This window comes from Streptomyces sp. NPDC001770 (assembly GCF_053596135.1).
The window spans coordinates 219082-242847 of record NZ_JBSFFN010000005.1 but is presented as its reverse complement, the minus strand read 5'-3'; the positions used below and the strand labels follow the sequence as shown (position 1 = coordinate 242847).

24 protein-coding genes and 3 pseudogenes are annotated in these 23766 nt (G+C 70.1%); 15 read left to right on the top strand and 12 right to left on the bottom strand.

Annotated features, from left to right (window positions below):
• Positions 1-185 precede the first annotated feature (185 nt).
• The 3 genes from ACWCSV_RS07520 to ACWCSV_RS07510 form a co-directional block, all read right to left on the bottom strand.
• Positions 186-1319, bottom strand: a complete 1134-nt coding sequence (locus tag ACWCSV_RS07520) for an ABC transporter permease (protein WP_451139451.1) — start codon at positions 1317-1319, stop codon at positions 186-188.
• Positions 1316-1498, bottom strand: coding sequence for a hypothetical protein (locus ACWCSV_RS07515; RefSeq protein ID WP_451139449.1), 183 nt, complete (start codon positions 1496-1498; stop codon positions 1316-1318). The genes ACWCSV_RS07520 and ACWCSV_RS07515 overlap by 4 nt, the downstream gene beginning before the upstream one ends.
• A 276-nt stretch (positions 1499-1774) precedes the next feature.
• Complete coding sequence (locus tag ACWCSV_RS07510) at positions 1775-2482, bottom strand: ArsR/SmtB family transcription factor (RefSeq protein ID WP_451139447.1); 708 nt, start codon at positions 2480-2482, stop codon at positions 1775-1777.
• Positions 2483-2547: 65 nt separating this feature from the next.
• On the opposite strand from ACWCSV_RS07510, the gene ACWCSV_RS07505 reads away from it, so the two are divergent.
• Positions 2548-3006 (top strand): OsmC family protein, encoded by a 459-nt coding sequence (locus ACWCSV_RS07505; protein ID WP_451139445.1) that lies wholly within the window; start codon positions 2548-2550, stop codon positions 3004-3006.
• Entirely contained in the window at positions 3003-3407 is a 405-nt protein-coding gene (locus ACWCSV_RS07500; RefSeq protein WP_451139443.1) for a hypothetical protein, read from the top strand. The genes ACWCSV_RS07505 and ACWCSV_RS07500 overlap by 4 nt, the downstream gene beginning before the upstream one ends.
• A gap of 21 nt (positions 3408-3428) precedes the next feature.
• On the opposite strand, the gene ACWCSV_RS07495 is transcribed toward ACWCSV_RS07500, so the two are convergent.
• Both ACWCSV_RS07495 and ACWCSV_RS07490 read right to left on the bottom strand, forming a co-directional pair.
• Entirely contained in the window at positions 3429-3581 is a 153-nt protein-coding gene (locus ACWCSV_RS07495; protein WP_451139441.1) for a hypothetical protein, read from the bottom strand.
• Positions 3578-3772, bottom strand: a pseudogene (locus ACWCSV_RS07490) (IS630 family transposase); the annotation flags it as partial. The pseudogene ACWCSV_RS07490 and the gene ACWCSV_RS07495, both read right to left, overlap by 4 nt.
• Here ACWCSV_RS07490 and ACWCSV_RS07485 point away from each other — a divergent pair.
• Positions 3740-4384 (top strand): PP2C family protein-serine/threonine phosphatase, encoded by a 645-nt coding sequence (locus ACWCSV_RS07485; protein ID WP_451139585.1) that lies wholly within the window; start codon positions 3740-3742, stop codon positions 4382-4384. The pseudogene ACWCSV_RS07490 and the gene ACWCSV_RS07485 sit on opposite strands and share 33 nt — an antisense overlap.
• Before the next feature lie 275 nt (positions 4385-4659).
• Here the strand turns inward: ACWCSV_RS07485 and ACWCSV_RS07480 are convergent, their stop codons facing one another.
• Positions 4660-5010: a DoxX family protein gene (locus ACWCSV_RS07480; protein ID WP_451139439.1), complete on the bottom strand. Its 351-nt coding sequence runs from the start codon at positions 5008-5010 to the stop codon at positions 4660-4662.
• Between the two features lie 152 nt (positions 5011-5162).
• Here ACWCSV_RS07480 and ACWCSV_RS07475 point away from each other — a divergent pair, with 152 nt between their 5' ends.
• On the top strand, positions 5163-5699 hold the full coding sequence (locus ACWCSV_RS07475) for a MarR family winged helix-turn-helix transcriptional regulator (protein ID WP_451139437.1): 537 nt from the start codon (positions 5163-5165) through the stop codon (positions 5697-5699).
• Positions 5700-6125: 426 nt separating this feature from the next.
• On the opposite strand, the pseudogene ACWCSV_RS07470 reads toward ACWCSV_RS07475, so the two are convergent.
• A pseudogene (locus tag ACWCSV_RS07470) lies at positions 6126-6383 on the bottom strand (NADPH-dependent FMN reductase); the annotation flags it as partial.
• A 90-nt stretch (positions 6384-6473) separates the two neighbouring features.
• Between ACWCSV_RS07470 and ACWCSV_RS07465 the strand changes: the two are divergent.
• Both ACWCSV_RS07465 and ACWCSV_RS07460 read left to right on the top strand, forming a co-directional pair.
• Positions 6474-6747 (top strand): annotated as a pseudogene (locus ACWCSV_RS07465) (IS5 family transposase); the annotation flags it as partial.
• Between the two features lie 191 nt (positions 6748-6938).
• A complete protein-coding gene (locus ACWCSV_RS07460) occupies positions 6939-8012 on the top strand; it encodes a hypothetical protein (RefSeq protein WP_451139435.1) in 1074 nt (357 codons plus the stop codon).
• Between the two features lie 156 nt (positions 8013-8168).
• Here the strand turns inward: ACWCSV_RS07460 and ACWCSV_RS07455 are convergent, their stop codons facing one another.
• On the bottom strand, positions 8169-8630 hold the full coding sequence (locus tag ACWCSV_RS07455) for a hypothetical protein (RefSeq protein WP_451139433.1): 462 nt from the start codon (positions 8628-8630) through the stop codon (positions 8169-8171).
• Positions 8631-9313: 683 nt separating this feature from the next.
• On the opposite strand from ACWCSV_RS07455, the gene ACWCSV_RS07450 reads away from it, so the two are divergent.
• From ACWCSV_RS07450 to ACWCSV_RS07430, 5 genes are all read left to right on the top strand, one after another.
• Positions 9314-10162 (top strand): enoyl-CoA hydratase-related protein, encoded by an 849-nt coding sequence (locus ACWCSV_RS07450; RefSeq protein ID WP_451139431.1) that lies wholly within the window; start codon positions 9314-9316, stop codon positions 10160-10162.
• Positions 10155-11177: a carboxymuconolactone decarboxylase family protein gene (locus tag ACWCSV_RS07445; RefSeq protein ID WP_451139429.1), complete on the top strand. Its 1023-nt coding sequence runs from the start codon at positions 10155-10157 to the stop codon at positions 11175-11177. Before ACWCSV_RS07450 ends, ACWCSV_RS07445 begins: the two co-directional genes overlap by 8 nt.
• A 22-nt stretch (positions 11178-11199) precedes the next feature.
• Complete coding sequence (locus tag ACWCSV_RS07440) at positions 11200-11871, top strand: gamma carbonic anhydrase family protein (protein ID WP_451139427.1); 672 nt, start codon at positions 11200-11202, stop codon at positions 11869-11871.
• A 54-nt stretch (positions 11872-11925) separates the two neighbouring features.
• Positions 11926-13041, top strand: a complete 1116-nt coding sequence (locus ACWCSV_RS07435; RefSeq protein ID WP_451139425.1) for a chorismate mutase — start codon at positions 11926-11928, stop codon at positions 13039-13041.
• A 111-nt stretch (positions 13042-13152) separates the two neighbouring features.
• Entirely contained in the window at positions 13153-14490 is a 1338-nt protein-coding gene (locus ACWCSV_RS07430; protein WP_451139423.1) for a hypothetical protein, read from the top strand.
• Positions 14491-14827: 337 nt separating this feature from the next.
• Here ACWCSV_RS07430 and ACWCSV_RS07425 read toward each other — a convergent pair whose 3' ends face one another.
• Positions 14828-15670 carry an SDR family NAD(P)-dependent oxidoreductase gene (locus tag ACWCSV_RS07425; RefSeq protein WP_451139421.1) on the bottom strand — a complete coding sequence of 281 codons (843 nt, stop codon included), beginning with the start codon at positions 15668-15670 and terminating at the stop codon, positions 14828-14830.
• A 356-nt stretch (positions 15671-16026) separates the two neighbouring features.
• Between ACWCSV_RS07425 and ACWCSV_RS07420 the strand changes: the two genes are divergently transcribed.
• The 3 genes from ACWCSV_RS07420 (at position 16027) to ACWCSV_RS07410 (ending at position 18371) form a co-directional block, all read left to right on the top strand.
• Entirely contained in the window at positions 16027-17100 is a 1074-nt protein-coding gene (locus ACWCSV_RS07420) for an acyl-CoA dehydrogenase family protein (protein ID WP_451139419.1), read from the top strand.
• Between the two features lie 33 nt (positions 17101-17133).
• Positions 17134-18072, top strand: coding sequence for an AfsA-related hotdog domain-containing protein (locus ACWCSV_RS07415; protein ID WP_451139417.1), 939 nt, complete (start codon positions 17134-17136; stop codon positions 18070-18072).
• A gap of 62 nt (positions 18073-18134) precedes the next feature.
• The gene (locus ACWCSV_RS07410) at positions 18135-18371 is read left to right on the top strand and encodes a hypothetical protein (protein WP_451139415.1); all 237 of its coding nucleotides are present in this window, start codon (positions 18135-18137) and stop codon (positions 18369-18371) included.
• A 1402-nt stretch (positions 18372-19773) separates the two neighbouring features.
• On the opposite strand, the gene ACWCSV_RS07405 is transcribed toward ACWCSV_RS07410, so the two are convergent.
• Positions 19774-20163, bottom strand: coding sequence for a hypothetical protein (locus tag ACWCSV_RS07405; protein WP_451139413.1), 390 nt, complete (start codon positions 20161-20163; stop codon positions 19774-19776).
• 805 nt (positions 20164-20968) lie between these two features.
• Here ACWCSV_RS07405 and ACWCSV_RS07400 point away from each other — a divergent pair.
• Positions 20969-21505 carry a hypothetical protein gene (locus ACWCSV_RS07400; RefSeq protein WP_451139411.1) on the top strand — a complete coding sequence of 179 codons (537 nt, stop codon included), beginning with the start codon at positions 20969-20971 and terminating at the stop codon, positions 21503-21505.
• A 90-nt stretch (positions 21506-21595) separates the two neighbouring features.
• On the opposite strand, the gene ACWCSV_RS07395 is transcribed toward ACWCSV_RS07400, so the two are convergent.
• Positions 21596-22312 (bottom strand): HAD family hydrolase, encoded by a 717-nt coding sequence (locus tag ACWCSV_RS07395; RefSeq protein WP_451139409.1) that lies wholly within the window; start codon positions 22310-22312, stop codon positions 21596-21598.
• 2 nt (positions 22313-22314) lie between these two features.
• Complete coding sequence (locus tag ACWCSV_RS07390) at positions 22315-23748, bottom strand: IMP dehydrogenase (RefSeq protein ID WP_451139407.1); 1434 nt, start codon at positions 23746-23748, stop codon at positions 22315-22317.
• Between the last annotated feature and the right edge of the window lie 18 nt (positions 23749-23766).

The window sequence follows — 23766 nt, the reverse complement described above, 5'->3', positions numbered from 1 at the left end:
ACGCCATGCCGCGCGATCGTGGGCCCGGTAGACCCGTACGAGCCACCCTCGCCGCGGTCGCCACGTGCGCGACCAGCCGCCGCACCACCGTCACCGACCTCCCGCCCACCGCGCCGCACCGAGGTCCTCGGGTGGTACCGCGTCCAGCAGAAGCTGGATGACGTCGTGTCTGTTGCCTGGGGCTTTCAGCCGGAGGCCGCCGCGTGCTCGGCGGGCTTCGGCCGGCCGCCGGGGTGGCGGTGGCGCCAGGTCCAGAACACGGCGCAGGAGACGAGGGCCCAGGCGGCGAGTACCAGGTAAGGGAAGAGGAACTGGTGCCCTTGGTAGTAGACGGCGGTGTGCTGGGCGTTGACGGAGGCGCCGGGTGGCAGCCAGCGGCCGATGTGCCCGAGCAGGGAGGGCAGCAGCGGCCAGGAGACGGCGCCGCCGGAGGAGGGATTGCCGAGCAGCACCATGACACCCCAGGTCGGGAGCATCGCCCAGCGTCCGATGAGGGTGTTGAACATGGTGAAGACCATGGCGCTGGTGAACATGGTGAACGCCAGGATCAGCCAGGACTGGGCGAACGGCAGGTCGAGTGCGCCGAGTCCCCAGTCCACGACGGCGGCGATGGCGAAAGCACCCAGGAGCGCGTGGGCGACGGTGAAAAGGATCCGTTCCAGCGGGGTCAGGGTGCGGGCGTGGATGCTGAGCTGGATGGCCCCGACGAAGCCGAGGATGACAGCGGCGAGCGAGATGTAGAAGAGCGCGAGTCCACGTGGGTCGCCCGGCTGGAGCGGTTTGACGTCCCGGACAGTGACCGGCACCCCGACCGCCTTGCCCACCTTCTCCCCCGCCTCGGCGAGGAGTTGGGCAACGGAGGCCCCGGAGGCGCCGGCGACATCGAGGCGCACCCGGTCGTTGTCGGCGCGCAGGATGGTGAAGACACGTTGTTCCTGGAGCGCCTCGTCGGCCCCGGCCATCGTGTCGTACTCGTGCAGGACCAGCGAGGAGTCCAGGGCCCTATCCATCCCCGCCACAAACTCGGTGCCGCGCGGCGAGGCGGGCACACCGATCACGGCGGCGGGGATCCGGTGCGGGGTGGGGTTGGCCATGGCATAGGTGTAGGAGCCGGCGAAGAGGCCCGCAGTGGCGGCGAGGATGAACAGCAGCACGATCGCGGGGAAATAGGGCGATTCCCGGAAGGTGTGCCACTTGTCGCGCGGGCTAGGCGGCCTGCCGTGGGCGCCATGTGGTGAGCGCGCGGGCGTGGCGTCGGACGTGCCTTCCCCGGTGTGCTCCGGGTCGTCGCCCGTCGGCGGCGTCTGTTCGCCGCTCATACGTCGGTCACCGGCCTTCCACCGCCCGATCCATCGTCGTAGCAGGCAAGGCTGATCTGCACGCGCTTGGGATCGCCGGGCATCTCCGGCGGATAGGGCAGGTAGCCGTACTCCTGTTCTTGCTCGTCGCGTTCGGCGAGTCCGAGCAGGAGGCCGAGGCGGAAGATCTGCTCGGCCACGCCTCTCTTGGTGTAGCCCTTCTCCGGGCAATACCCTTGTCCGGGTCGAACAGCCGAACCGGTTGTTCGACCGTGTCGAGGTCTACCGTAGCTGTCATGTCGGTCACCGTAAGCTGGCTGCGCAAATGCCGCACATCGAAAGATGGGGAACGGTGACGCCGTGGTGGATGAAGAAGGCGTGGGCCCGTTGCGCCTGCCGCCGGCCAGTCCGAGGCGCTGAGCTTGTTCGACACGGCTTCGAAATCACGGTGTCGCGACGATCATGGTGGCGCCGGTTCACCGCGCTGGCACGGCCGGATCGGCCAGGTCGATCCCCCAGGCTTCTCGCACGAGGTCGTGACCGCTGTGCGTGACGTTCAGGCCCCGCCCGGAGTGGTGCCGCACCACCCATCCGGCTTCAAGAAACCGTCTGCCGACTGCGGCACCCAGGGCCCCGGCCAGGTGCGCGCGTCGTTCCGTCCAGTCCAGGCACCCCCGGGTGGTGGGGCGACGGGCCTGGATCGCGCTGTCGACGTCCACCCCGACCCCGCGCAGCCCGTCAGCGCCGGCCCCGGTGAGGGAGAGCGACTCGTCGTCGGCCAGCCATCCCTGACGGGTCCAGGCATCCGTCAGCGCGATGCCGAGCTGCCCGGCGAGGTGGTCGTAGCAGAACCGCGCTGCGGCCAGGTGCTGCATCTGGCGGCTTCGTCGGTACCCCGAAACGGGCGTCGGCGCGGCGAGGACGCCGAGCGCTTCCAGGGCGGTGGCGACTTGCGCGTCGGCAAGCGAGTAATAGCGGCGCCGCCCGCTCGACTCGCACGTCACCAGGCCGGCAGCGACGAGCACCGCCAGGTGTTCGGAGGCAGTCGACGCGCTCACCCCGGCCCCCTGGGCCAGTTCGCCCGCCGGCCGTCTGGTGCCGTCCATGAGCAGGTTCAGGAACGCCGAGCGCGCGGGTGCGGCAAGCGCTTTGCCCACGCTCGTGAAGTCACGGTCTCTGCTCATGGAAGAGACGATACGACGACGACGCTTCGGTCGGCGCCGAAGCGTGCCGAACCTAGGGTTCGGTCATGAGCACACACACCTACCAGGCCCGTCTGCACTGGGACGGTTCCACCGGCACCGGGGTCCGCGGCTACTCGCGCGACCACACCGCTGTCGCTGCGCCTGCCACCACCCAGGTGGGCCTGAGCGCGGACCCGGCCTTCCGCGGCAACCCCGACCGGCTCAACCCCGAACAGCTCGTGGTCATGGCCACCTCGTCCTGTCAGATGCTGTCTTTCCTGGGCGCCGCCGCACGGGCTCGGGTGGATGTCCTGGCCTACGACGACGAGGCCACCAGCCGCCTCGACCTCACCGCCGAGCCCGTCCGCTTGGCCGCGATCCATCTGCACGTGACCGTCAGGGTTGCCGCCGGGACCGACGAGAGCAGGGTCCAAGAACTCGCCGTGCAGGCCCACCGCGACTGCTACATCGCCAACAGCCTGTCGGTCCGCGTTGAGGTCACCACCACCGTGGTGGCACCGTGAGCGCCCGTCTGCAGGACATCGAGGTCCACCTGCCGAACCGGCCCGGTGCGCTGGCCGACCTCGGCCAGGCGCTCGGCAGCTCTGGGGTGAGCCTGGAAGGCGGCGGTGTGTTCACGCGCAACGGGCATGCTGTCGCCCACTACCTCGTCGACGACGGCCCCGCTGCCCTGGCCGCTGTCACTGCCGCAGGGCTGGGTACCACCGTCGTGCGCGATGTCGTCATAACCCGGTTGGACCAGGACAAGCCCGGACAGCTCGGCGCGCTCGCCCGCATGCTCGGCGACGCCGGCGTCAATGTCCTCGTCCAGTACAGCGACCACGCCGGCAACCTCGTCCTGCTCGTGTCAGATGACCACACCACTGTGTGCCGCGACACCATCGTTCGATGGGAGCAGGGCTGACCCGGCATCCTGCACGCCACCTCACGCCGCCGCGCACCCGCCTTCCGTGCCCCGGGCAAACTGCGCTACACCGTTGAGCAGACCTGCGCCCTGCTTCACCAGTTCAAGCACCTCACCGCCGGAAGGCAGCGGCATCCAAATAACGAGCTGTCTGCAATACGCGATGTCGATCACTTATCGAGAGTCAGTCCGGTGCCCGCCAGGCAACCGTCGATCACCTCTGGCCGGTACTGCAGCATCTTGAGCTTGCGCTTCACGGCGCAGGTAGCCTGTCCAAGGTCGGCGGCGGCCAGGTTGCCGATGTCGCGTCTGACCAGGGACCAAATGCCCTCCTGTGGATTGAGGTCGGGGGCATAAGCCGGTACGACGCCGTCGAGACAGCCTGGGGGACGCGGCTCCTCATCGGTGACGTGCAGGGCAAAGGCCTCTCGGCGGTCGGCACTGCCTTCGCCGTCTTCGGATCGTTCCGGGAGGCCGCACACCGGGAGTCCGACCTGACCGCACTCGTCGTGGCCATGGACTCGTCCGTCGCTCTGCACAACCGGTATGCGCTACAAGCCGGCGAACAGGAGCGGTTCGTCACCGCCCTGGTCATCTCCATCGACGGCGGTACAGAGGCCCGAGCGGTGAACTGCGGAAACATTCCCCCGTACCTGCTGAAGGACGGCACTGTCTCCGCCCCGGTGCTCGATACGGGCCTCCCCCTCGGCCTCGCCGCCCTGTCCGACGAGCCGGTGGCCGTCGGACATTTCCCGTTCCCCGACAACGCGACACTCTTCCTCACCACGGACGGCGTCACGGAGACCCGGGCGAGCGACGGCTCCTTCTACCCGTTGGAGCGCCGACTGGCCGATCCGGCTGTCTCGCCCGCCGAAAACGCACCCCGCGTCCTGTACGAGGACACCCGCGCCTTCGCCGGCTCTACGGGGCCGCACGACGACGTCGCGATCCTCACCGTGCGCCGCGAGTCCCGGTAGGCAGATCTACGGCCGAGGTCGGAGCGAGAGGCACCAGGGATGCTGAACCGGCAAGGCGCGTGGTGGGCGGTCAGCCTGCTCCCCCGCAGTGACGCAGGCGGTGCAAGCCCCCCTCCGGAGGTGCTGGGGAGGCCCGCGCTCAGGCCGCCGACGCCGAAGGGGGATCGAGGACCGCTGAGGCTGAATCCACCACCCCGCACCGTCACGGACCGTCCGCATGCGCAGGGCGTCCCCCCGCGTCCGACCGCGTCCGGCCGGAAAGACCGCCGAGGACCTCAGGCCGACGCGATGCCCAGCACCAGAGGCGCCACGGAGAACAGCATGATGATTGCGGGCGCGCCCACACCCTTCTTGTCACCCGCCCGGAGGTGCGTGATCACAGCACCCAGGAAGTACAGGACGACACCGATCCCCGCAGCGATGCCCAGCGGCCGGTAGGCGATACCTACGAGCAGTCCGAGCGCGCCGGCGATCTTTATGAGGCCCAGCGGGAGGAACCAGCTGTCGCGCACTCCGATCGCCTTGAGCTGATCCGTGATCTTCGGGTCGCGGGTGATGTCGCCCCGAGCGGACACGAGCAGCAGCAAGGAGAGCAGGACAGCGACAACGACGTAGGCGATGAACATGAAGAACTCCGAAAGTGGGTGGGGACGTGGACCGCCGACCGGCCCAGAAGGCCCGAGGCCACGACACAGCAGATAGTGAACCGCGACAGATAATGTAAGTCCATCAACGATTCACGGCAACCAATCATTCTCGTGCTTGCTACGGTCGAACCATGGCCCGCGAACAATCCGGCGGCACCGCCTCCGTCACCAGCACTCCCATCAGCGCTCCCACCTGCGAGGAAGCGGTCACAGCCGCAGGTCCGGAGTCACGCCTCTCCCTGCTCCTGGCACGGCACGGAGGCGTCACCGAGGCGTGGATCCGTGAAGCGCTCACTGCTTCCGGGGTCACCCCCCGCCATGCCATCGTGCTCATGCACCTCGATGACTGCCGGCTCAGCCAGCGGGACCTCGGAACCCGTCTGGGGGTCGACCCCAGCGTCCTGGTCACCCTCCTCAACGCGCTGGAGGCTCGCGACCTGGTACGACGACGCCGGGATCCGGTCGATCGACGTCGACACATCGTGGAGATCACCGACGCCGGCACGGCCGCGGTCCGCAAATTCGACGACGCCATCCGCCGCGTGGAGAGCGACCTCTTCGCCGACCTCACCCCGCAGGAGTGCGACACCCTGCGCTCGCTCCTGGCCCGCATACGCACCGATCACGGTGGTCCCTGCGATGGCACGTCGGACGCCGACGACGCATAGGGCTCGGTCGGGCAGCAAGCGTGCGCGGCCGACCCTCTTCATCGCAGGATCGTGCTTACCAGTCACACATCGACGTAGCCGCGCCAACCCTTGCCACTGTCGCCGTCGTCGACGGGGAATTCAGTGAGCCGGCGGCGTAGCCGGTCGTTCCAGCAGGGCCGAACACGGGCGGGAGTTGCCTCCGCATACAGCTCGGGGGTGGAGCCGGGCCCGCATCCGCCGCGACATCAGACGACTCGGAGGACCTGTCCGATGTAAATCCTGTCCGGGGCCGCTCAGCAGCGGCTTGCCGGATTCGAAGGGCTGGTTGAACTTTACGCGCCTCCGTATGCCGTATGGGCGATGGAGTCGGGGGTGTTGCCCTTCTTCGCGGTGACGGACTGAGGCGCCTGTAGGCGGGCCGTCGCGCTGCTCGTCGTACTTGTTTCAGTTGTTCGCGGGCCGCAGCTTCGCGGTCGTTCGTGCCAGCCCGTCGAGCATGGCCGTCGCAGCCTCCTCCAGTCCGGCATCCTTGACGACTTCGCCGCCGGAGGTGACCTTCTGCATCGCGAAGGGGATGTTCACCGACTCGAGCACCGGTACCATCCTCAGAGTCGTGACGACCTGCTTGAGCTGCTGGACCGCTCGGGTGCCGGCGCCCACACCCCCGTAGCTGACGAATCCGACGGCCTTGTCGCCCCATTCATGACGTCGCCGATGGTCTCCGGTTCCAGTCCACTAGGTGCTGTCCGGCGGATCATGTGACCTTCCGATCGGTCGCTCGTTAGTTCGTGTATGGGTCGGGGGGATCTCACGAATCACGAGTGGTCACTTCTGGAGCCGCATCTCCCGCCGCGGGGTCGTCGCGGCGGCCGGTGGAGTAATCACCGCTTGGTGGTGAGCGGGATCCTGTTCCGGGTCCGGACCGGGGTGCCGTGGCGTGATCTGCCGGAACGCTACAGGGTCCTGGGAGACCGTCTATGAGCGCCATCGCCGCTGGTCGGCGGACGGGACCTGGGACCGGATCCTGCAGGCGGTCCAGGCTGACGCCGATCTCGCCGGCCGCGTTGGCACCGCCCCGCGTCCCGGCCTCTCCCTCGTCGGCGCCCCCGGGCGAACGGCTCCTCACGGTAGGCATTGCGTGGAGAGGGCCGAACGGGGAGGCATCGCCCACGCCCTAGGTGTCGGTGGTGCTGTTTAGGGTGGCCGCAAGATCACGGCGCCGTGCGGTGCTGCGTAGGAGGCAGGGGGCGGATTGTCATGGGCTGGTGGAACAAGGAGCCTGATAATCGGCGGCAGTGGGTGCTGGATCCGTTGGCTGGGGTTGGTCCCTTGCGGTTCGGTATGAGTCCCCACGAAGTCGAGGCGGCCCTGGACGGGGCGAGGGCCCCAGTGATCCAGGGTTCGATGGAGTCACGACGCTGGGAGAAGTACAGCGACGAGTGCGTGACCGCGATCTACGGACCGGAGCAGCGGCTGGTCGCGGTGGCGATCGACGGGCTGGGCGGGCCGCAGGTGCGGGTCGGGGATGTCGAGCTGATAGCCCGGGCACCGTCCGAAGTCCGGGCGGACATCGGTGAACTGGCGCACCGGCAGGGCGCGGAGGTGCGGGTGAACTGGAGCGGTGACCCGGAGATCGAGGCCTGGGGTGTGTCGATGGGCACCGTGCAGGAGTGGGTCCGGCACGCCGAGGGGTATCTGGAGCGGTCGGACAGGGTGATCAGCGGGGCGCTGCTGGTTGCGTCGGAGCTGGCCGGGGATCCGTACGGGGCCGGCCCAGTGGTTGCCTGGCGGGATGTCCGCGAGAAGCCGGCCAATCCCGGGGCGTGGCCGGTGCGGCCCGTGGGGGGCCGGCCGCGCTGGGAGTGGACACCGCTCCAGAGCGTGGGGCCGCTCCGGTTCGGGATGAACCCGCTGCAGGTGGCTGCCGCGCTGGGCGGCGAAACACCGGCAGCCCGTCAGGGTCACTTCCCCTACGCCGTCTACCGGAGATCCGGGCACTGGTATCTGAGGGAGGACGAGTTCGCCGAAACTGGGTTGACCGCGCACTACTGGTACCCGGGCGGTGTCCCCACTCTGGGGGCCGTGACTGTGCACGGACGTACCGGCCCCCAGATCCCCTACGACGGCCTCGACCTGATCGGCGGGAGTGTAGTTGCCATCGACGGTGCGCTGATGCAGCGTGCGGAGAACGACGAAATGGGCCTGGTCATCGGATGCGGAGGCGACATGGGGCCGGCCGAGCTCAACATGTACGTGCGGGCCACCCGAGCCGGTGATGCCGTCGTCAGCGAAGCACGCTTCTGCGCGGCCGAATGGGAAGATCACGGCTGATGTCGACTGGCAGTCCGCTTCACGTGCGCGCAGTGGCTGGCCGACATCGACCGCCGTGCAGTGCGGAACCCACCGTCTCCACCTCGGCGACGGCTGCGCCGTGGGCACCCTCCTTGCCGCCCGTGCTCGAGGCCGGGGCCCTATGCGTCCGTGCGGTCAGAGCCGACGGGCGTCCGCTGACGGCCGCGGGCCGACGGTAGGCCGACGCAGGACCACCGCAACGGCCCGCTCGGCCCAGTCCGCGCTGTAGAACTCTTTGAAGGCCCCGTAGTCGACGGAGACGGCCGGGGCGGCCTCACTGTCGGCCGGCGGGGTGACCACGACGACCAGGTCGTCGACGAGCGGCTCGCCACTGACGTCCTGCGGGACATCCACCTTCACGCCCCAGCTGCCGGCCGGGTCGGCAGCGACGGCGGGGACGTCCGACGCCGGGGTCTCGGCCGGGACATCCACCGCGATGGGTACCACCGCGTCCGCCTCGGTGACGGCGACCATGTCCCCCGCACCGAGGGCGTCCTGGACGGTCGAGGTCGCCGCGTCATCGACCGGTGTCTGCGGCTCGACCGCCTCGTAGTCAGCGTCGGGAACGTCCGCTTTCGCCGCCCAGGGCGAGGGCACACAGAGTGGCGGCCAGCCTCCCTGCGCGGAACCTGTTCGGTGGGCGGTGGGTTCTACTGGATCTCACGATGCTTCCCCATTGGCGCGGATCTGGCTGCTCTACAGCGTGGGTTGCGGGTGGACCAGACGGACCGAGTGGGTTTCGCGTCGTCCTTGTGGCTCGGACCTGACAGCCTGGGTTCGGGTCGACGTGTCGGCTATAGCCCGACAAGGGGGAGCGCGCTTCCGCACGGGTGGTCGCGTACGGAAGCCCGATCCGCATGCAGCCCGTGGCGTTGCGCGCTCCCCGCTCGTCTCCGCACGTCTCGCGCCGCTCCAAGCGGCTGGTCGGCCGCGAACCCGCCTTCTGACCCACAAGCTCGGCCAATCAGTCACATGTTCACAATTTTGCGCGCGGTGCGGAGAGAACGGCTTCTCCAGACCTCCCGGTCGGACCCTCGGCCCGGTGTAGTTGAAGGGCGCGACTGCGACAGCGGGCCTGCAGCAGCAAGGCCCGCCGCATACGGCCGTGAACTCCACCCCGCGCGGAACGTCGCCCGGATGGGGTGCCTCCCTCCCCGTCCCGACGGGCCAGGAACGCTCGCGGTGGAACCCCGCTGGAGTGAATCCGAAAGCGGCCGGTCGCGGGGTCCGTGGTCGCGCGGCCCCTTCAGAAGCACCCGAGCCACGAGCGAGAAGGTGACATGAACTTACTGGAGAGTCCCGACTTCGCGCTGATCGACGACATGGAGGACGTACGCGTCCTGCGGGGCGGTGAGGTGACGGTCATTCAGATCAACCGTCCCGACCGCCTCAACGCCTTCACCAGCGACACCATCGATCATTTGAACACAGCGGTGAACACGGCCCGTTCCGACCGTGCCACCGGGGCGGTCGTCCTCACCGGAGCGGGAGAACGGGCCTTCTGCGCGGGAGGCGACCAGAAAGTCCGTGCCCGGGAGGGCGACTACGGATCCGGGGCTTCCGGGGCATTGGCCACCGAGGAGCTGTACCGGAACATCCGGGCCTGTCCCAAACCCGTGATCGCGGCGGTGAACGGCTACGCCTTCGGCGGGGGGCACGTCATGCAGCTGGTGTGCGACCTGACCGTCGCGGGCAGCAAGGCTGTGTTCGCCCAACCGGGCCCGCAGGTGGGATCGTTCGACGCCGGTTACGGCTCCGCTTTCCTGGCGCGCGTCGTCGGCGAGAAGCGGGCGCGGCAGATGCTGCTCCTCGCGGACCGCGTCGACGCACCCACCGCTCTCGCCTGGGGTCTGGTCAACGCGGTCGTCGAGCCCAGCGCGGTGGTGGCCACCGCGATCGAGTGGGCACGGAGGTGCTGCGCCCTCTCCCCCACCGCGCTGGGGGTGCTCAAGCACTCACTGAACGCCGACACCGAGCACATCGCGGGGCTGGGCCGGGCGTGCTTCGACGCCCTGAGCCTCTTCGGGCACACGCCGGAAGCCCGGGAGGGGTACACCGCATTCGCAGAGAAGCGGGTGCCCGACTTCAGCCGGTTCCGCACCGGAGTGGCGGTCGGCGACCGTGGGTAGCGCGGGACATGACGACGGCTTCGGAGGACTGTACGCCCGGGGCCGGGAGACGTTCGCAGGACTGCTCCCGAACGGGGGAGAACGCCTCGACGCGATCTTCGCGCTCTCCCCCGAGCTGGCCCGCGTCGCCGTGGGCACCGTGTACGGGCACCTCCACCATCGCAGGGCCCTCGACGCACGGGCCCGTGAGATCGCGGCCCTCGCAGCAATCGTCTCCTCGGGGGTGTGCGGAACACCGCTGGTCGTCCACACCCGCTCGGCCCTCGCCGCCGGAGTCGCCCCGGCGGAGATCGTCGAAGTTGTTCTGGAGTGCGCCGCGTTCGCCGGCTTCCCGAGGGCGGTGAGCGCGCTGCCGACCGTCGAGAAGGTCTTCACCGAGGCCGACATCGCCTCCCCGCCGCAGCCGTCGCCCAGAGAGGTCGTCCTGGAAGCGCTGGACACCGCGCGACGCCGGGCATCCAACGGGGAGAGTTCGCCGGAGGACGGGGCGTTCGCTGCGGCGCTGCGGCCGGGGACCGGCACGGCGGTGTACACGCTCGCCCCGGACCGGGCCCTCGTCCTGTGCACGCCGCCGGGCCCGGCGAAGGGCGGTGGCGACGCCCTGGACATCCGTGTCGCCGACGGTCGCGTGGTCGCGACGACCGTGCTCACCGAGAGCACCTACGCGGCCGGTCAGGCCGGTGCCGGAGGCACCGCCGGAACGGCGCGTCACACCCTGGTGCGGTTCCTGCGCGACCTCGACTCGGTGCGCCACGGACCGGCCGCCGAGTTCGTGCTCGGCGGGCCCGAACTGCTGGACGAAACGGCTCCTCTCCTCGAGCCGCTGGCGACCGGTGTCCACCCGCGGGTGTACGGGCTCGGTGAGGAGTGCGCCGCGGCGGTCTTCGAGGGCCCCGGCCCGTCCGGCCCGGTGGTCGCGCTCGCCTTCTGCGAGGGGGGCCAAGTCCTCGGCCTGCGGGTGGTGGCGGGCGACCGCGCGGGCACGGGCCCCGGACCGGGCCCTTACGACCGCTGACAGCGAACGAAAGGAACCACGCATGCCGCTGTACTCCTTCGAAGGGCGCTTCCCCGAGATATCGCCGACCGCCTTCGTCCATCCCGACAGTGTGCTGACCGGCGACGTCCGGGTAGGCGGCCACTGCTACCTGGGCCCGGGGGCGAGTCTGCGGGGCGACTTCGGCCGGGTCGTCGTGGGCGAGGGGGCGAACATCCAGGACAACTGCGTGCTGCACTGCTTCCCCGGACGCGAGGTGCGTGTCGGCGAGGACGGACACGTCGGGCACGGCGCGGTCCTGCACGGCTGCCGCCTGGGCCAGGGCGTCCTGGTCGGCATGAATGCCGTCGTCATGGACGACGCCGAACTGGGCGCGGGGGCGGTCCTCGGCGCCGGCTGCATGGTGCCGGCCGGCATGGTCGTCCCCGAACGACACCTCGCCGTCGGGGTGCCCGCCAGAATCGTACGGGAGCTCACCCCGGACGAGCTGGAGTGGAAAGCCAGGGGCACGGCCACCTACCAGGAACTCGCCGCCCGCTGCTTGACGGGGATCACGGCCGTCCACCCGGAATCCGGTCGCCTGCCCGGCGCAGGACCGGCCGACGACGCCGGATGGAAGCACGTGCCCCTGCACGACCACCGGGCAGGAACCTACGCACCCCGGGGCACCGGCACGCCGCCACCGCTCGACGACACGGGCCCGAACCGCGGTTGAACCGCCGATTCCCGGCCGCGGCCGTTTCACCACCACAGCACCACGGAGCTCACCATGGCCGACCAGCCCTCACCCTCTGGGCACCACCGCAGACGAAAACTCATCGACGACATGGACGCCCGCCTCATCCGGCTCATCAACGAGCGCCGGACGGTCTCGGAGGAAATACAGAACGAACGTCTCGCCGAGGGCGGAACGCGCACGGACACCGGGCGGGAGATGTACGTCATCAGCCGCTACCACGAGGCGTTCGGTCCGCCGGGCAGGGACATCGCGCTCAGCCTCCTGCGCCTGTCGCGGGGTGAGCTTCTGCCGGTGGGCAGGCCCTCGGCGCCGGACGCGTTCCTCGGTCCCACCGACAGCTACAGCGGCGTCGCCCACCGGCAGTTCGCCGGCTCCGGCGGCCCCGTGCTCCTCCTCGACAGCGCCACCGACGTGCTGGACGCCGTGCGGCGGGGACGGGCGGCATCGGGGACCGTACCGGTGCACAACACCACGGCGGGCCCGGTCGCCGAGGTGATGGACGCCCTCGCACTCGGTGCTCCGCTGAGCGTCACCGGTGAACGGCGCCTTCCCGTGACCCTGGTCCTGGCCACCGTGCGGCCAGGACCGCCCGACGCCGTACGCACGGTGCACACCCACCCCCACGCGTTCGCGCAGTGCGCCTCCTGGTTCGCCGCCCGCCTGCCGGGAGTCCGGTGCACCGCCGCCCCGTCCACCGCCGCGGGCGCGGAGGCCGTGGCCCGGGAAGGGGACGCGTCGCTGGCCGCCCTGTGCTCTCCGGCGACAGCCAAGCGCCTGGGGCTGCATCCGCTGGCCGACAACCTGACCGGAACGCCCCCCGCGGTCACCCGGTTCCTCCGGGTCGTTCGTGCCGCGCCATCTCGTCCGCCCACCGGCCGTGACCTGACTACACTCGTCGTGCCCGCCTCCCGCATCCCTCTGCTCACCGTCGTCCGCTCACTCGCGGTGTCGGGCGTGCACGTCCAGGACCTGCACCCGGGCGGGCACCATCCAGACGGGTACCTGTGGATGGACGTCGCCGGACACCGGGACCAGGCGCCCCTGGGTGAAGCCCTCGACCGACTCCGGCGGGAGAGCGATCGCGTCCGGATCCTCGGCTCGTACCCAGAGGCATCCGTGCGGGCCGTTTCCGGAGAAAACCTTTGAAGTCCTCCTCACGTTTGCGGGAAGCCGAATGTTCCGGTCCAACCGGGCCGTCGGATGCCGAGGTCACCTCAAACACCCTGGGACACAGGTTTTCTTCCAGAAGGAGAGGCCGTGCCTCGCACGCCCAACGAGCAGCTGCACGCCCTCGTGCGGCGCAGCGGCTGGAGCCATTCCCAACTGGCCCGCGCCATCCGGCTGGTGGCAGCCGAACACGAGAGACCGGTCCTGTGCGACCACACTTCGGTGTCGCGCTGGCTCGCCGGGACCCAACCCCGGCCCCCCGCGTCCACCTTCCTGCTCGAAACGCTGTCGCGGAAGCTGGGCCGCCAGATCACGGCCCAGGAGGCCGGACTCACCCGTGCCCCAGCAGCCCCGCTCACCCTGTCCTGGCAGGATGACCCGCTGCACCGCCTCGGGCTGCTCGTCGAGCTCGAACTCGACCCGTCCCGTGTCCACCTGCTGGAAGCCGGCACGTACCGCCTCAGCGCCCTGTCACTGCCCGACCTCCGGGGGCCGCTCGGCCCATCCAGGACGGCCCCGGGCCCGGCTACCGGCCGCGTCGGTAGCGCGGAGGTAACCCAGCTCCTCTCGATGACACAGCTGTTCGCCGCCAGTATCGCCCAGCACGGAGGGCAGGCGATCAGGCCGGCCCTGGCCGCCTACCTGGCACACGCCGTCACCGCCTGGCTGAGCGCCCCCGCATCCGACACCGCCCATCGTCAGCTTCTCGCGAGCGCTGCCCAGTTGACGTTATTGCTCGCCGACGCCTGCATCGACGCCGACGGGCACGCCGCGACGCAGCACTACCAGCAGCTGTCCGCACGCCTGGCCGCCGACTCGGGCGACCACGCGACCGTGGCCATCGCGCTGCGAGCGATGGCAACGCACGCGTCCAGCCTCGGCCACCGGGGCCCCGCTGTCCTGCACCTCACCCAGCGGGCCGTCGAGCACGCCCACCACGCCCCGCCGGCCGTCCGCAGCTACGCATACGCGCATCTCGCGGTCGTGCAGGCCCACCACGACGGCCGCGCCGCGCTGGACGCGCTCGCCCGGGCCGAACGGTTCCACCCCGACGGGGCCGACGCCCCTCCCGGCCCCTTCACCAGCTACCCGGAGGGCGCACTGCACTACCAGCGCGCGCAGACGCTCGACACGCTGAAGGACACACCCGGCGCCTTACGTGCCCTGCACGCCTCACTCCGTGCGCGCGTGCCGGGCGAACACCGCGCGGCACTGCTCACCCACGTGCGCCTCGCCGAGATCCTCCTCTTGCACGGCCATCTCGAACAGGCCCTCGCGCAGTGGCAGGTCTTCGTCGACGGGTACCCCACCCTCCGGTCCCCCCGAACGCACCGCCTGCTGGTTTCCATGCAGGGGAAGTTGCGCCCGCACGGCCGGCACCCGCAAGCACGGGCCCTCCTCGCTCACGCCGAAGCGCTCCTGCGCTGAGGCGGACACCGGCGGACCGGAAAGGAGGGGGCCGCGTCCCGCCCCGGCCCGGACTGCCGGCCCGGGAGGAGGGAAGGCCATCGAATAGTTGAACGGATCTTGCATGACCATCACCATGCGGGGATCGGGGCTTCACGGCACCGCGACACCACGGCCGGCTCTGCCAGGTCCCCTCGTCAGGCCCAAGGCCGAGACGGGATCACGCACCGGCCGGGCCCTCGGGCACCCGCACGAGGTATCACCGGAGGGCGCCATGACGCCCTCACTCTGCTGATGGACCGCCAGAAACGGTCCCGTTGTCGGCGTCCCGGGCCGGCCGGAGAGGGCCCTGTGGGAGTCAGTCCCCGGCAAGTGGCGAGGGCGGCTTGGGGAAGCCTCCGAGCCCGATCTCGGGGACGGTGATCCCTCCGTCGACGAAGAGGGCGTGCCCGCTCACGTAGGAGGCCGCCGGTGACGCGAGGAAGAGCGTGGCGCCCGCGATCTCGTCCGTGGTGGCCCAACGTCCCAGCGGGACGTGGCTGGTGAGCCAGTCGGACAGTGCGTCGGACCCGGTGGCGAAGGCGGTCATGTCCGTGCGGGTCCAGCCCGGACAGACGGCGTTGACGCGGACGCCCTGCCTCGCCCAGCCGACGGCGAGACTGCGGACGAGCGAAAGCTGGGCGGCCTTGGCAGCTCCGTACGCCTCCAGCGCCGGCAGGGATGCCACCCCTGCGATCGACGACATGAGAATCAGGCTTCCCCGTCCGGAGGCGACCAGGTGGTCGTGGGCGGCACCGGCGAGTGTCGCGGTGGCGCTGAGGTTGACCGCGATGACGCTGTTCCAGTCCTCCGGGTCCGCGCGGTGCAGCGGCTCCAGAAGCACCGCGCCATCGTCGTCGTGCGGGAGCATACCGGCGTTCAGGACGACGACGTCGAGTCCGCCCAGCCCGGCCGCGGCCCGCTCCACCAGTCCGGTGGCGACCTCTGGAAGCGCGAGGTCGCCGTCGAGGGCGACGGCTTTCCTCCCGCGCTCCTCGACGGCCGCCACGGTGGACCGGAGGGCTGGGAGGGTGCGGGCCGCGACGGCAACGTCGCAGCCCGCCTCCGCCAATGCCTCGGCGACCGCCTTCCCGATACCCCGGGAGGCGCCGGTGACCAACGCTCGGCCGCCGTCAAGGCGGAACCGGTCCATCACACTCATCGGTGTTCCTCTCCGACGGGCGGGAGCCGCATGGACGGATCCCGCCCGTCCGGTGCGTGGTGTCCCGCCGCAGACCGGACGGGGCACGCGCGGCGGGGGTGTCCAGACGCCACTGAACCAAGCCGGGCGGAGTTCGGGGGGTGGGACGGGACCGCGACTTCGGGGCACCGGGAGCGACTTCGTGCATTCGTGAACTCGCGGCGCGAGGCTGCCGCCAGGACATCTCCGGTCCGGAGGTCGGGCCGAAGCGCCGCCCGTCCCCCGACCGGGCGGCACCTTTCCTGGTTCGCCTCCTCCCGGGCGGTGAGTGGGTACGGTCGGGCTGTCCCCGTCGCCCACCCCGACCGAGGAGTCACATGGAAGGCGAACAGAACCACTCACTTGTCGTCCGGGCCCGCCGTCTCTCGGAGGATCTGCTGGCCCCCGCCGCCCAGCGCGTCGACAGGGACGGTCTTCCCACCGCCCACCTGGACGCGCTGCGCGCCTCCGGGCTGCTGGGGGCGAGCGCTCCGCAGGCGTACGGGGGCGCCGGAGTCCCCGACGGGGTCGCGCGGGACATCCAGGAGACCCTGGCCACCGGCTGCTGCACGACCTGGTTCGTGCAGGCCCAGCACCAGGCCCCGCTGCGGCTGCTCGCCGCGTCGGACGGTCCGGCGAAGGAGCGGCTGCTTCCGGAACTGGCGAGCGGAAGGCTGCTGGCAGGCGTCGCCTACGCCCACGTCCGCTCGTTCCCTCGGGTCCCGGTACGGGCCACCGCCGAACGGGGCGGCTGGCGGTTCGACGGCACGGTCCCCTGGTACACCGGCTGGGGGCTGAACGACGTGATGCTGCTGGCCGGGGTCAACACCGACGACGAGGTGGTCCTCGCGTTCGCCGGAACCGGGGAAGAAGGGCTGCGCGCGTCGGCCCCCCTGCGACTGGTCGCCGTGTCCTCCTCCCGCACCGTCTCGCTCCGGCTGGACGGCCTGTGGGTGCCGCCGGAGTCCGTCGTCCTGCGAGTACCGAGGGAACGGTGGGCCGATACGGACCTGGCGCACTCCTCGAACGTCTCCCCAGCCGTCTTCGGCGTCGCCGAGGCCGCTCTGCGGGTGCTGGAGGAGACCGGTACGGAGGCGGCCGTGACCGCGCGCGGGCTGCGGGCCGGACTGGCGGAGGTCCGCCGGCGCGCCTACGCCCTGGCTGATCATCCCGCACCGGACCACGGTGTTCCCGAGCGAACCGCCCTGCGGCTGCGCGCTCTCGACCTGCTGCGCACGGTGACCACGGCGGCGGTCGTCGCGGGCGGCGGCCGTACGACGGACCTGGACCACCCGGCGCAACGGCTGGCCAGGGAGAGCCTGTTCCTGCTCGTCCAGGGGCAGACGGCACCGGTCCGTCGGGCTCACCTGGCGTATCTGGACCCGAGGTCCGGGCCTGTCGCCTCGTCCTGAGCAGTCCTCGCCCCGAACACGGAGGTGCGCACGATGCCGGAACAATGCCGGATCACCCGGCTGCAAGGCCCGGCGCCGGGCACCGAGGTGGCCGCCGCCCTGGCCGGTGTGAGGCGCTCCGACGACGTCCTCCTCGTCCACGAGGCCGTGCTGCCGAACGGGCTCTCCTTCCGCGTACGGGTTCCCGAAGCGCACGACCTGTTCGTCGACCGGGGCCGTGACGGCCTCCCGGACGACGCCCTTCTCATCCGTTCCGTGGTGGAGCAGTGCGCCTACGCGACCCTCCAGCACTCGGGGCTGCTGCGGCCCCGGGAGGTCCCGCTGAACACCTCGTCGAGCAGCCGCGTCCTGACCTGCCCGCCGCTCCGGCGCCTCCCGGGGGGACTGCTGGCGACGTGCCTCGTCGAACAGCTCCGGACCAGCCGGACGGAGCGCACCCGGCGCGTGGTCGCCTCCTGCGTCCTCCGGTCGCCGGACGGACAGGTGGTGGCGGACGGCGAGACCGGTGCGGGGGTCATGGAGAGCGCTCTCTACCGGAGCTGGAGGGGCGCCGGGGTCCTCCGGGCCGGGCACCTGCCGCCTGTTGCGGTCGAGCCCAGTGCCTGGGCGGGACAGGTCAGATCCCGGCCGGAGAACCAAGTTCTGGCGCAGGTCGAGCGGGAGGACGGGGGCGGCGCCCATGCCGTGTTACGCGTGGCCGGGCCGCATCCCTACCTGCTGCCCGCGTCCGCGGACCACGTGACGGGACGGCTGTTCGCGGAGGCCGCCCGGCAGCTCGTGCTTGGTCCGTGCGCCCCGTACGGTGGAGTGCGCGCGCTGCACCTGTCGTTCCCCCGGCTCTGCACCCTGGACGCGTCCGTGCAGGTGCACGCCGTTCCGTGCGCCGGGACGAGTGCGTTCGCCCGATGGCGTGTCTTCTTCTCGCAGGCAGGCGTCACGGTGTGCTCCGGGCGCGTCGAGGCGGGCGTCTGAACGACGCGGCACGAGTCGTGCCGGGCGGGGGAATCGCCCTACGCCGGGGGGTTTGCCTACGGGTGCTCTGCCTCTACTTCACCGACACCCCGCTCCTCGCCGATGTGCTGCCGGAACTGCTCCGCGAGGGCATCCCTGTCCAGACGCCGGACGACGTGGCGGCCTCGGTGGTCGCATGCCTCCTGGCGTCGGAGAACGCGACCGTGTGGACGGCCGTTCCCGGCGCCCCCGCGACGCCCTACCGCTTCCGGCGGGTGCCCACTTTGCCGCTGCGGCCGGGCGGCCCGGACGCGACCTGAAGGCCGGGGCGCTGAGCCCGCGCCGGGCGCTCCTGCCCCGACTCCCCCGTGCCCGCCGGCTCCCCCGTACCCGCGGACGCACCTGAGGCCCCTTCAGCCCCGCCCCCGGTCCCCCGTACGGAGAACGCCGCCCACGTCACACCGCCGCCGTTTCCCTCCCGTCCGACCGGCATCACAAGAGTGTGGCGGCCGTGGGCCGGCCGGAGCGCCGGGACACCACGTCGGACCCGTTGTGGCTCGTCCCGCGGCCACGCCCGGCCGGGGACCGAACAGACCCGACCGAGGAGTGCCATGGCGCACGAATCCGATTCCCGATGCCCGGTTCTGGACGTCTCGGGGCGCGCCCTGCACGCGGAGGCGGCGGCGCTACGGACCGAAGCTCCCGCCGTGCGCGTCTTGTTGCCCGGTGGCGTCGTAGCCCGCGGTGACCTCTGCGACCGTGCAGACCATTCACAAGGGCACACGGTCGCGTGAAGCGCACGGCATCCATCGACCTGGATTGCTGGCCGACCAGATATCACAGTGCTCCACTGAGAAGTACACACTGCAGTGCGGGGTGTTGCACCGTGCGGAGGACAGGGCTGCTGACGTGTGAGCGCACGGCGCCGCCACGGCGGCTGAGTCCTTGGGCGCTCCGCGCCCGAAGGCCCGTTCCGAAGGCCATGTTTCCGTGGTGATGGAGGTTGTTGTGCATGGTTCTGCGAACAGGCTCACCTCTGTTCCACTGATGCAGTTGAGCGCCGGGTTCCATCCTTTTAAATCCTGGGCCTGAGCTGCCGAGTTGAGCCTGTTCACCCGACTGACTGGCGGGAAGGACTACCACCTCGGACGGAGCCGGACGGCCGACGTGTTCCTGGCTCTGACTGCCGGCTGCCACCGATCCAGGTGGCGCCAGCAGGCCTGTCCGATCCGAACCCCTGCTCCGAGGTCAGGAGTCCCCCCGCTGTGTCGCCGAAGAGGACGAACAGAACGCCCTGGAAGCCGCGACGGTCCGATCAACGCCCACGATCCATAGGCGAGTCCCCACACCGTCACGAACGGCCGCGTCATCACACCGATTGATGCCCCACCAGCGCACTTCAACAAGATCGTGTTACGAGCTCCATGCGAGAGGGGGACGGATCGCCTGCCACGGACCAGTTCACGGCCCCCCTGGGTCTTCGCCACGGACCCTGCTTCATGAGCCCGAGTGACGCGCCGAGACAGCGGAAGCCGCAATTCCGGATCAACCAGAGGAGCGATGGATCGTGCGTATTTCACATAGATCGGCCGGACGACGGCATGGACTTGCCGTGGCCGGAACGACGCTCGGTCTTTCCATGGTCGGGTTGCTCGTCACTCCCGCGTCGGCAGGAGCGGCCTCCACGGACATCACGTGCCTGACCGGTTCACGCAACACCATCTACTCTCCGCCGCTTACATACACTCCCACCGCCACCTCTCTCGCCATCAGCGAGCACTTCAGCTGCGTTTCCCTGCTCAGCGGAGTAAGCAGTGGATCTGCCACCTTCTCGGCATCGGCGCCGTCGACCAGCTGCCTGGCCTCGGTACAGAGCCCGTTGACCTCGATTTCCGTGACGTATAACTGGAACAACGCAAGCTCCAGCACGGTGACCTTCGCCAGCAGCACCGCGTTGCGGGCCGCGGACGGAACGGTGACCGTCACCAGCATCGGCACCGTAACCGCCGGCCTCGGATCAGGCGGGCTCGCCACCAAGGTCACCGTAGAGCCGAACCTCAACCTCACCGCATGCCTCAACGGAGGACTCAGTGAGACGAACAGCGTCGTCAACAGTTTGATCATCGCGCCCGTCTGAACCAACTCGGGCGCACCGCCATCCGTTCCCGGGGCGGGCGCGTGGCCGGTACGCCGAACTGGTCCACCCTGCCCGCCAACGTGCGGCGACGGGCTGCCACCCCGCTTCGGAATCCCATCAGGTCGCGGCGCGGCTTTGCCCGTGAAGGGCACGGAAGCCACAGTCGGTCCACGCGTCATACGCGTGGCGTCTCCGCTCCCGGGATACCTCCTCGCCAAAAGGATTCCTACTCCAAGCCAGAGAGACTCCGAACGGACCGTCCAACGGCCGTAACCGCCCGGAAGAGTTCGGACTGATCGACACCTTCAGTTGGCAGGGCGCGTCCGCCTGGCCCGTATACCGCGGGGCCCCGTACCCAGCACACAGAGAAATTTCCGTCGCGGCGTCATGTTCCCACGTTCGTTTGCCAATTCCCTGACCGTTCACTTCTCCGTTCCGGAGAATGAACAGGAGATCACCGTGTGAGAAATGAGCCGTCAGAGCAGGAAAGGGAGCGTCGAGACGCTACGTGCCGCCAGTGGAAGACCGGACTCCTGCACGGGTGTCCGCCTGTGCGACACCCATAGGATCGACGCATTTTCAGTCGATTCACCGCAGCCCGGTCACCGGCACAGCGTGAACGCATCATGCTCCCGCCAGGGTTAATTGTCACCAACGAGAGATAGGATTAGCGCCAACTCCAGGCCCGGAACGTCAATCAGGTCAGCAGAGGTGCCACGAATCCCACACCGGGCCGACACGTGATCAATTCTCATGCGGACCTCTGAAGGGGAAGCAATCATGAAGAAATCACTCCGCGCGTTTCTCACCCCGATCCTCACCGTCGGTCTTCTCATCGCTGGATTCGCCGCCGCACCCGCGGCCAGCGCCACACCCGTCGACATCACCTGCGCCGTGGGCAGTCAAACGGCTTCCTACAGCCCTCCGCTGACCAACACCACCCAGCCCACTCTGGCGAGTGTCACGGAGAACTACAGCTGTATCTCGCTGACCACCGGGGTCTCCAGTGGGGCGACCAGCGCGGTCTTCCCCGAGGACGCGGGCTGTCTGCTCGTCGCTCAGCCGGCCCACACCGCGGTGACCACGTACACGTGGAACACGTCCCAGACTTCCACCATCACCTTCACCCTCAGCAACGTTGTGCGGGCGCTCAACGGCACGACGACGGTGACCTCGCTCGGCTCGGTCACCGCGGGGCTGGGCCAAGGAAGTCTCGCGACGCGGGTGATCGTCCTTCCCGCACTGAGCCTGACGGCCTGTTCGTCCACAGGGGTTGCCTCCCAGACCGGAGTGGCGACCCTCACCGTCACCCTCTGACGGTGACGGAAGCAGCATTGCGCAACATCGGGCACGGCCCGTGGAAAGCCCACGGACCGTGCCCGATCGTGACCCGCGGCTCAGCCGGGGTCACGTGCGGGAGGGAGTGAGGCGGATCAGTCCGAGCAGTGGCTCCAGGTCGAGCAGGCTGTCCAGAACGTGGTCCGCACCTCCGTACCGCAGTGCCGCGCGGCCGTGCGCCCCGGTGGCCACGCCGACCGCGATCGCCCCGCCGTCGCGGGCAGCTCCCATGTCCTCGGGCGTGTCGCCGATGACGACTGGGGTGGCCCAGCTTCCCGTCGCTCGGGGGAAAGCGCTCTCGGCGCGCTCCCTCGCCAGACGCACGAGCCGGACCCGCTCGGCTGCCTCGTCGCCGAAGGCCCCGGCCGCCAAGCACAGTCGCCGGTCCAGGCCGAATGCCGATAGTTTCGCCAGGGCGGTGGACCTGGAGTTGCCGGTCACTACGCTCGGGACAGCCCCAGCCAGGCGCTCTACGGCGGCCAGTGCCCCGTCGGCTCCCGGCATCAGAGTGCCGTGCCGCTCCGTGTGGACCCGGACCAGATCTGCCCGGGCGCCCAGGGCTCGCAGGAAGTCCGGGCCGTGCCGGTGCGGGTCCCTGACACCGTTGCGCCGCAGGAGTTCGGGGACGACGGCCGCTTCGCACCGGCCCGCCATGAGGACTTGTTCGCGCAGAGGACGCCCGAAGAGGTCCTGGAAGGCGTCGGCGAAGGCCAGACGCGTCGCGCCGGCGGCGTCGAGGAGGGTGTAGTCGATGTCCCACAGGACGAGCCGGTGTCGTGGTCGCACGGTCACCAGCCCCTGGGCAGCGGCGCACCCTCGGCGTAGCCGGCCGCGGACTGCAGGCCGATGACCGCGCGCTCGCCGAGCTCGGAGAGAGAGGTGACCCCCGCGTACGTGCATCCGCTGCGGAGCCCGGCGGCGATGCGGTCGATGACGTCTTCGAGGCCGGCTTCCTCCGGGTTCACCCGGAGTCGGCTACTGCTGAGCCCTTCGTCGAAGTACGCGGCCAGCTCGCGGTCGATCGGAGCCATGGAGGAGGAGCGGTCGGCCACTGCCTTGCGCGACGCGATCCCGAAGCACTCCTTGTACGCCTCGCCGTCCGCGTCGCGCCTCAGTGGCGGCGGGCTTTCGAGGGTCCGTGCGAACCAGGAGCCCACCATGACCGACGAGGCCCCGGCGGCCAGGGCGAGGACGACGTCGCGTGGATGGCGAATTCCACCGTCGGACCAGACGGTGCATCCGTATTCCTTTGCGGCCCGCGCGCACTCCTGGACAGCGGTGAACTGGGGACGGCCCACCCCAGTCATCATCCGCGTGGTGCACATCGCCCCACCGCCGAGTCCGACCTTCACCACGTCTGCTCCCGCCTCGATCAGGCCCTGTGTGGCCTCCCCGGTGACCGCGACTCCTGCGACGAGGACACGGTCGCCGATGCGCTCACGCAGGCGGGCCACCGTGTCCCGGGCCGGGCCCTGTGCCGCGTGCGGTGTGTGCAGGACGACCACGTCGGCGCCGTGTTCGATGCAGCGTCCGGCGCGTTCCACCGCGTCCCCGGTCATCCCGACGGCGACTGCCGTCAGCAGCTTGCCCCGGGCATCCAGCGCGGGGGCGAACACGAGGGAGCGCACTGTTCCGCGGCGTGTGGCGATGGTCCCGGGATGTCCCGGCCGCTGGACCAGGGCGTGGTCGGCACCGCGCTCGTCGAGGAACGCGAAGGCCTCCCGCGCGGAGACTTCCACGCTGAGCACAGGGGGCTCGACAACCAGATCGCCCATCCTTTCGTGTCCTCCCGCGCTTCGGAGCCGACCGGCGAGAACGGTGCCGACCTGGTTGCCCGCAGCGTCGGTCACGACGACGCACCCGTGGCCGTGCGCGTCGGCGAGGTGGCGCACGTCACCGGCGCGGGCATCGGCGACCGTCACCGGTGCGGACTGCCAGAGGGGGTGCGCGGACTTCACGGCGCTGAGGCATCGCCGGACTTCGTGTTCCGGCAGATCGTAGGAGAGGACCGCCAGGCCTCCGCGCCGGGCCAAGGTTTCCGCGGTGCGCCGCCCGGTGACCGACAACATGTCGGATGCGACGAGGGGCAGCCTGGTCGGCAGGGGGTCAGTGGGGGTGATGTCCACGGTGTGGCGCGAGCCCCCGACGTAATCCTGGGGCAGCAGAAAGACGTCCGAGAAAGTGAGTTCGTACGAAGGTTCAACGCCGCTCACGAAGTGCATGTGGATTCCTTCACAAGT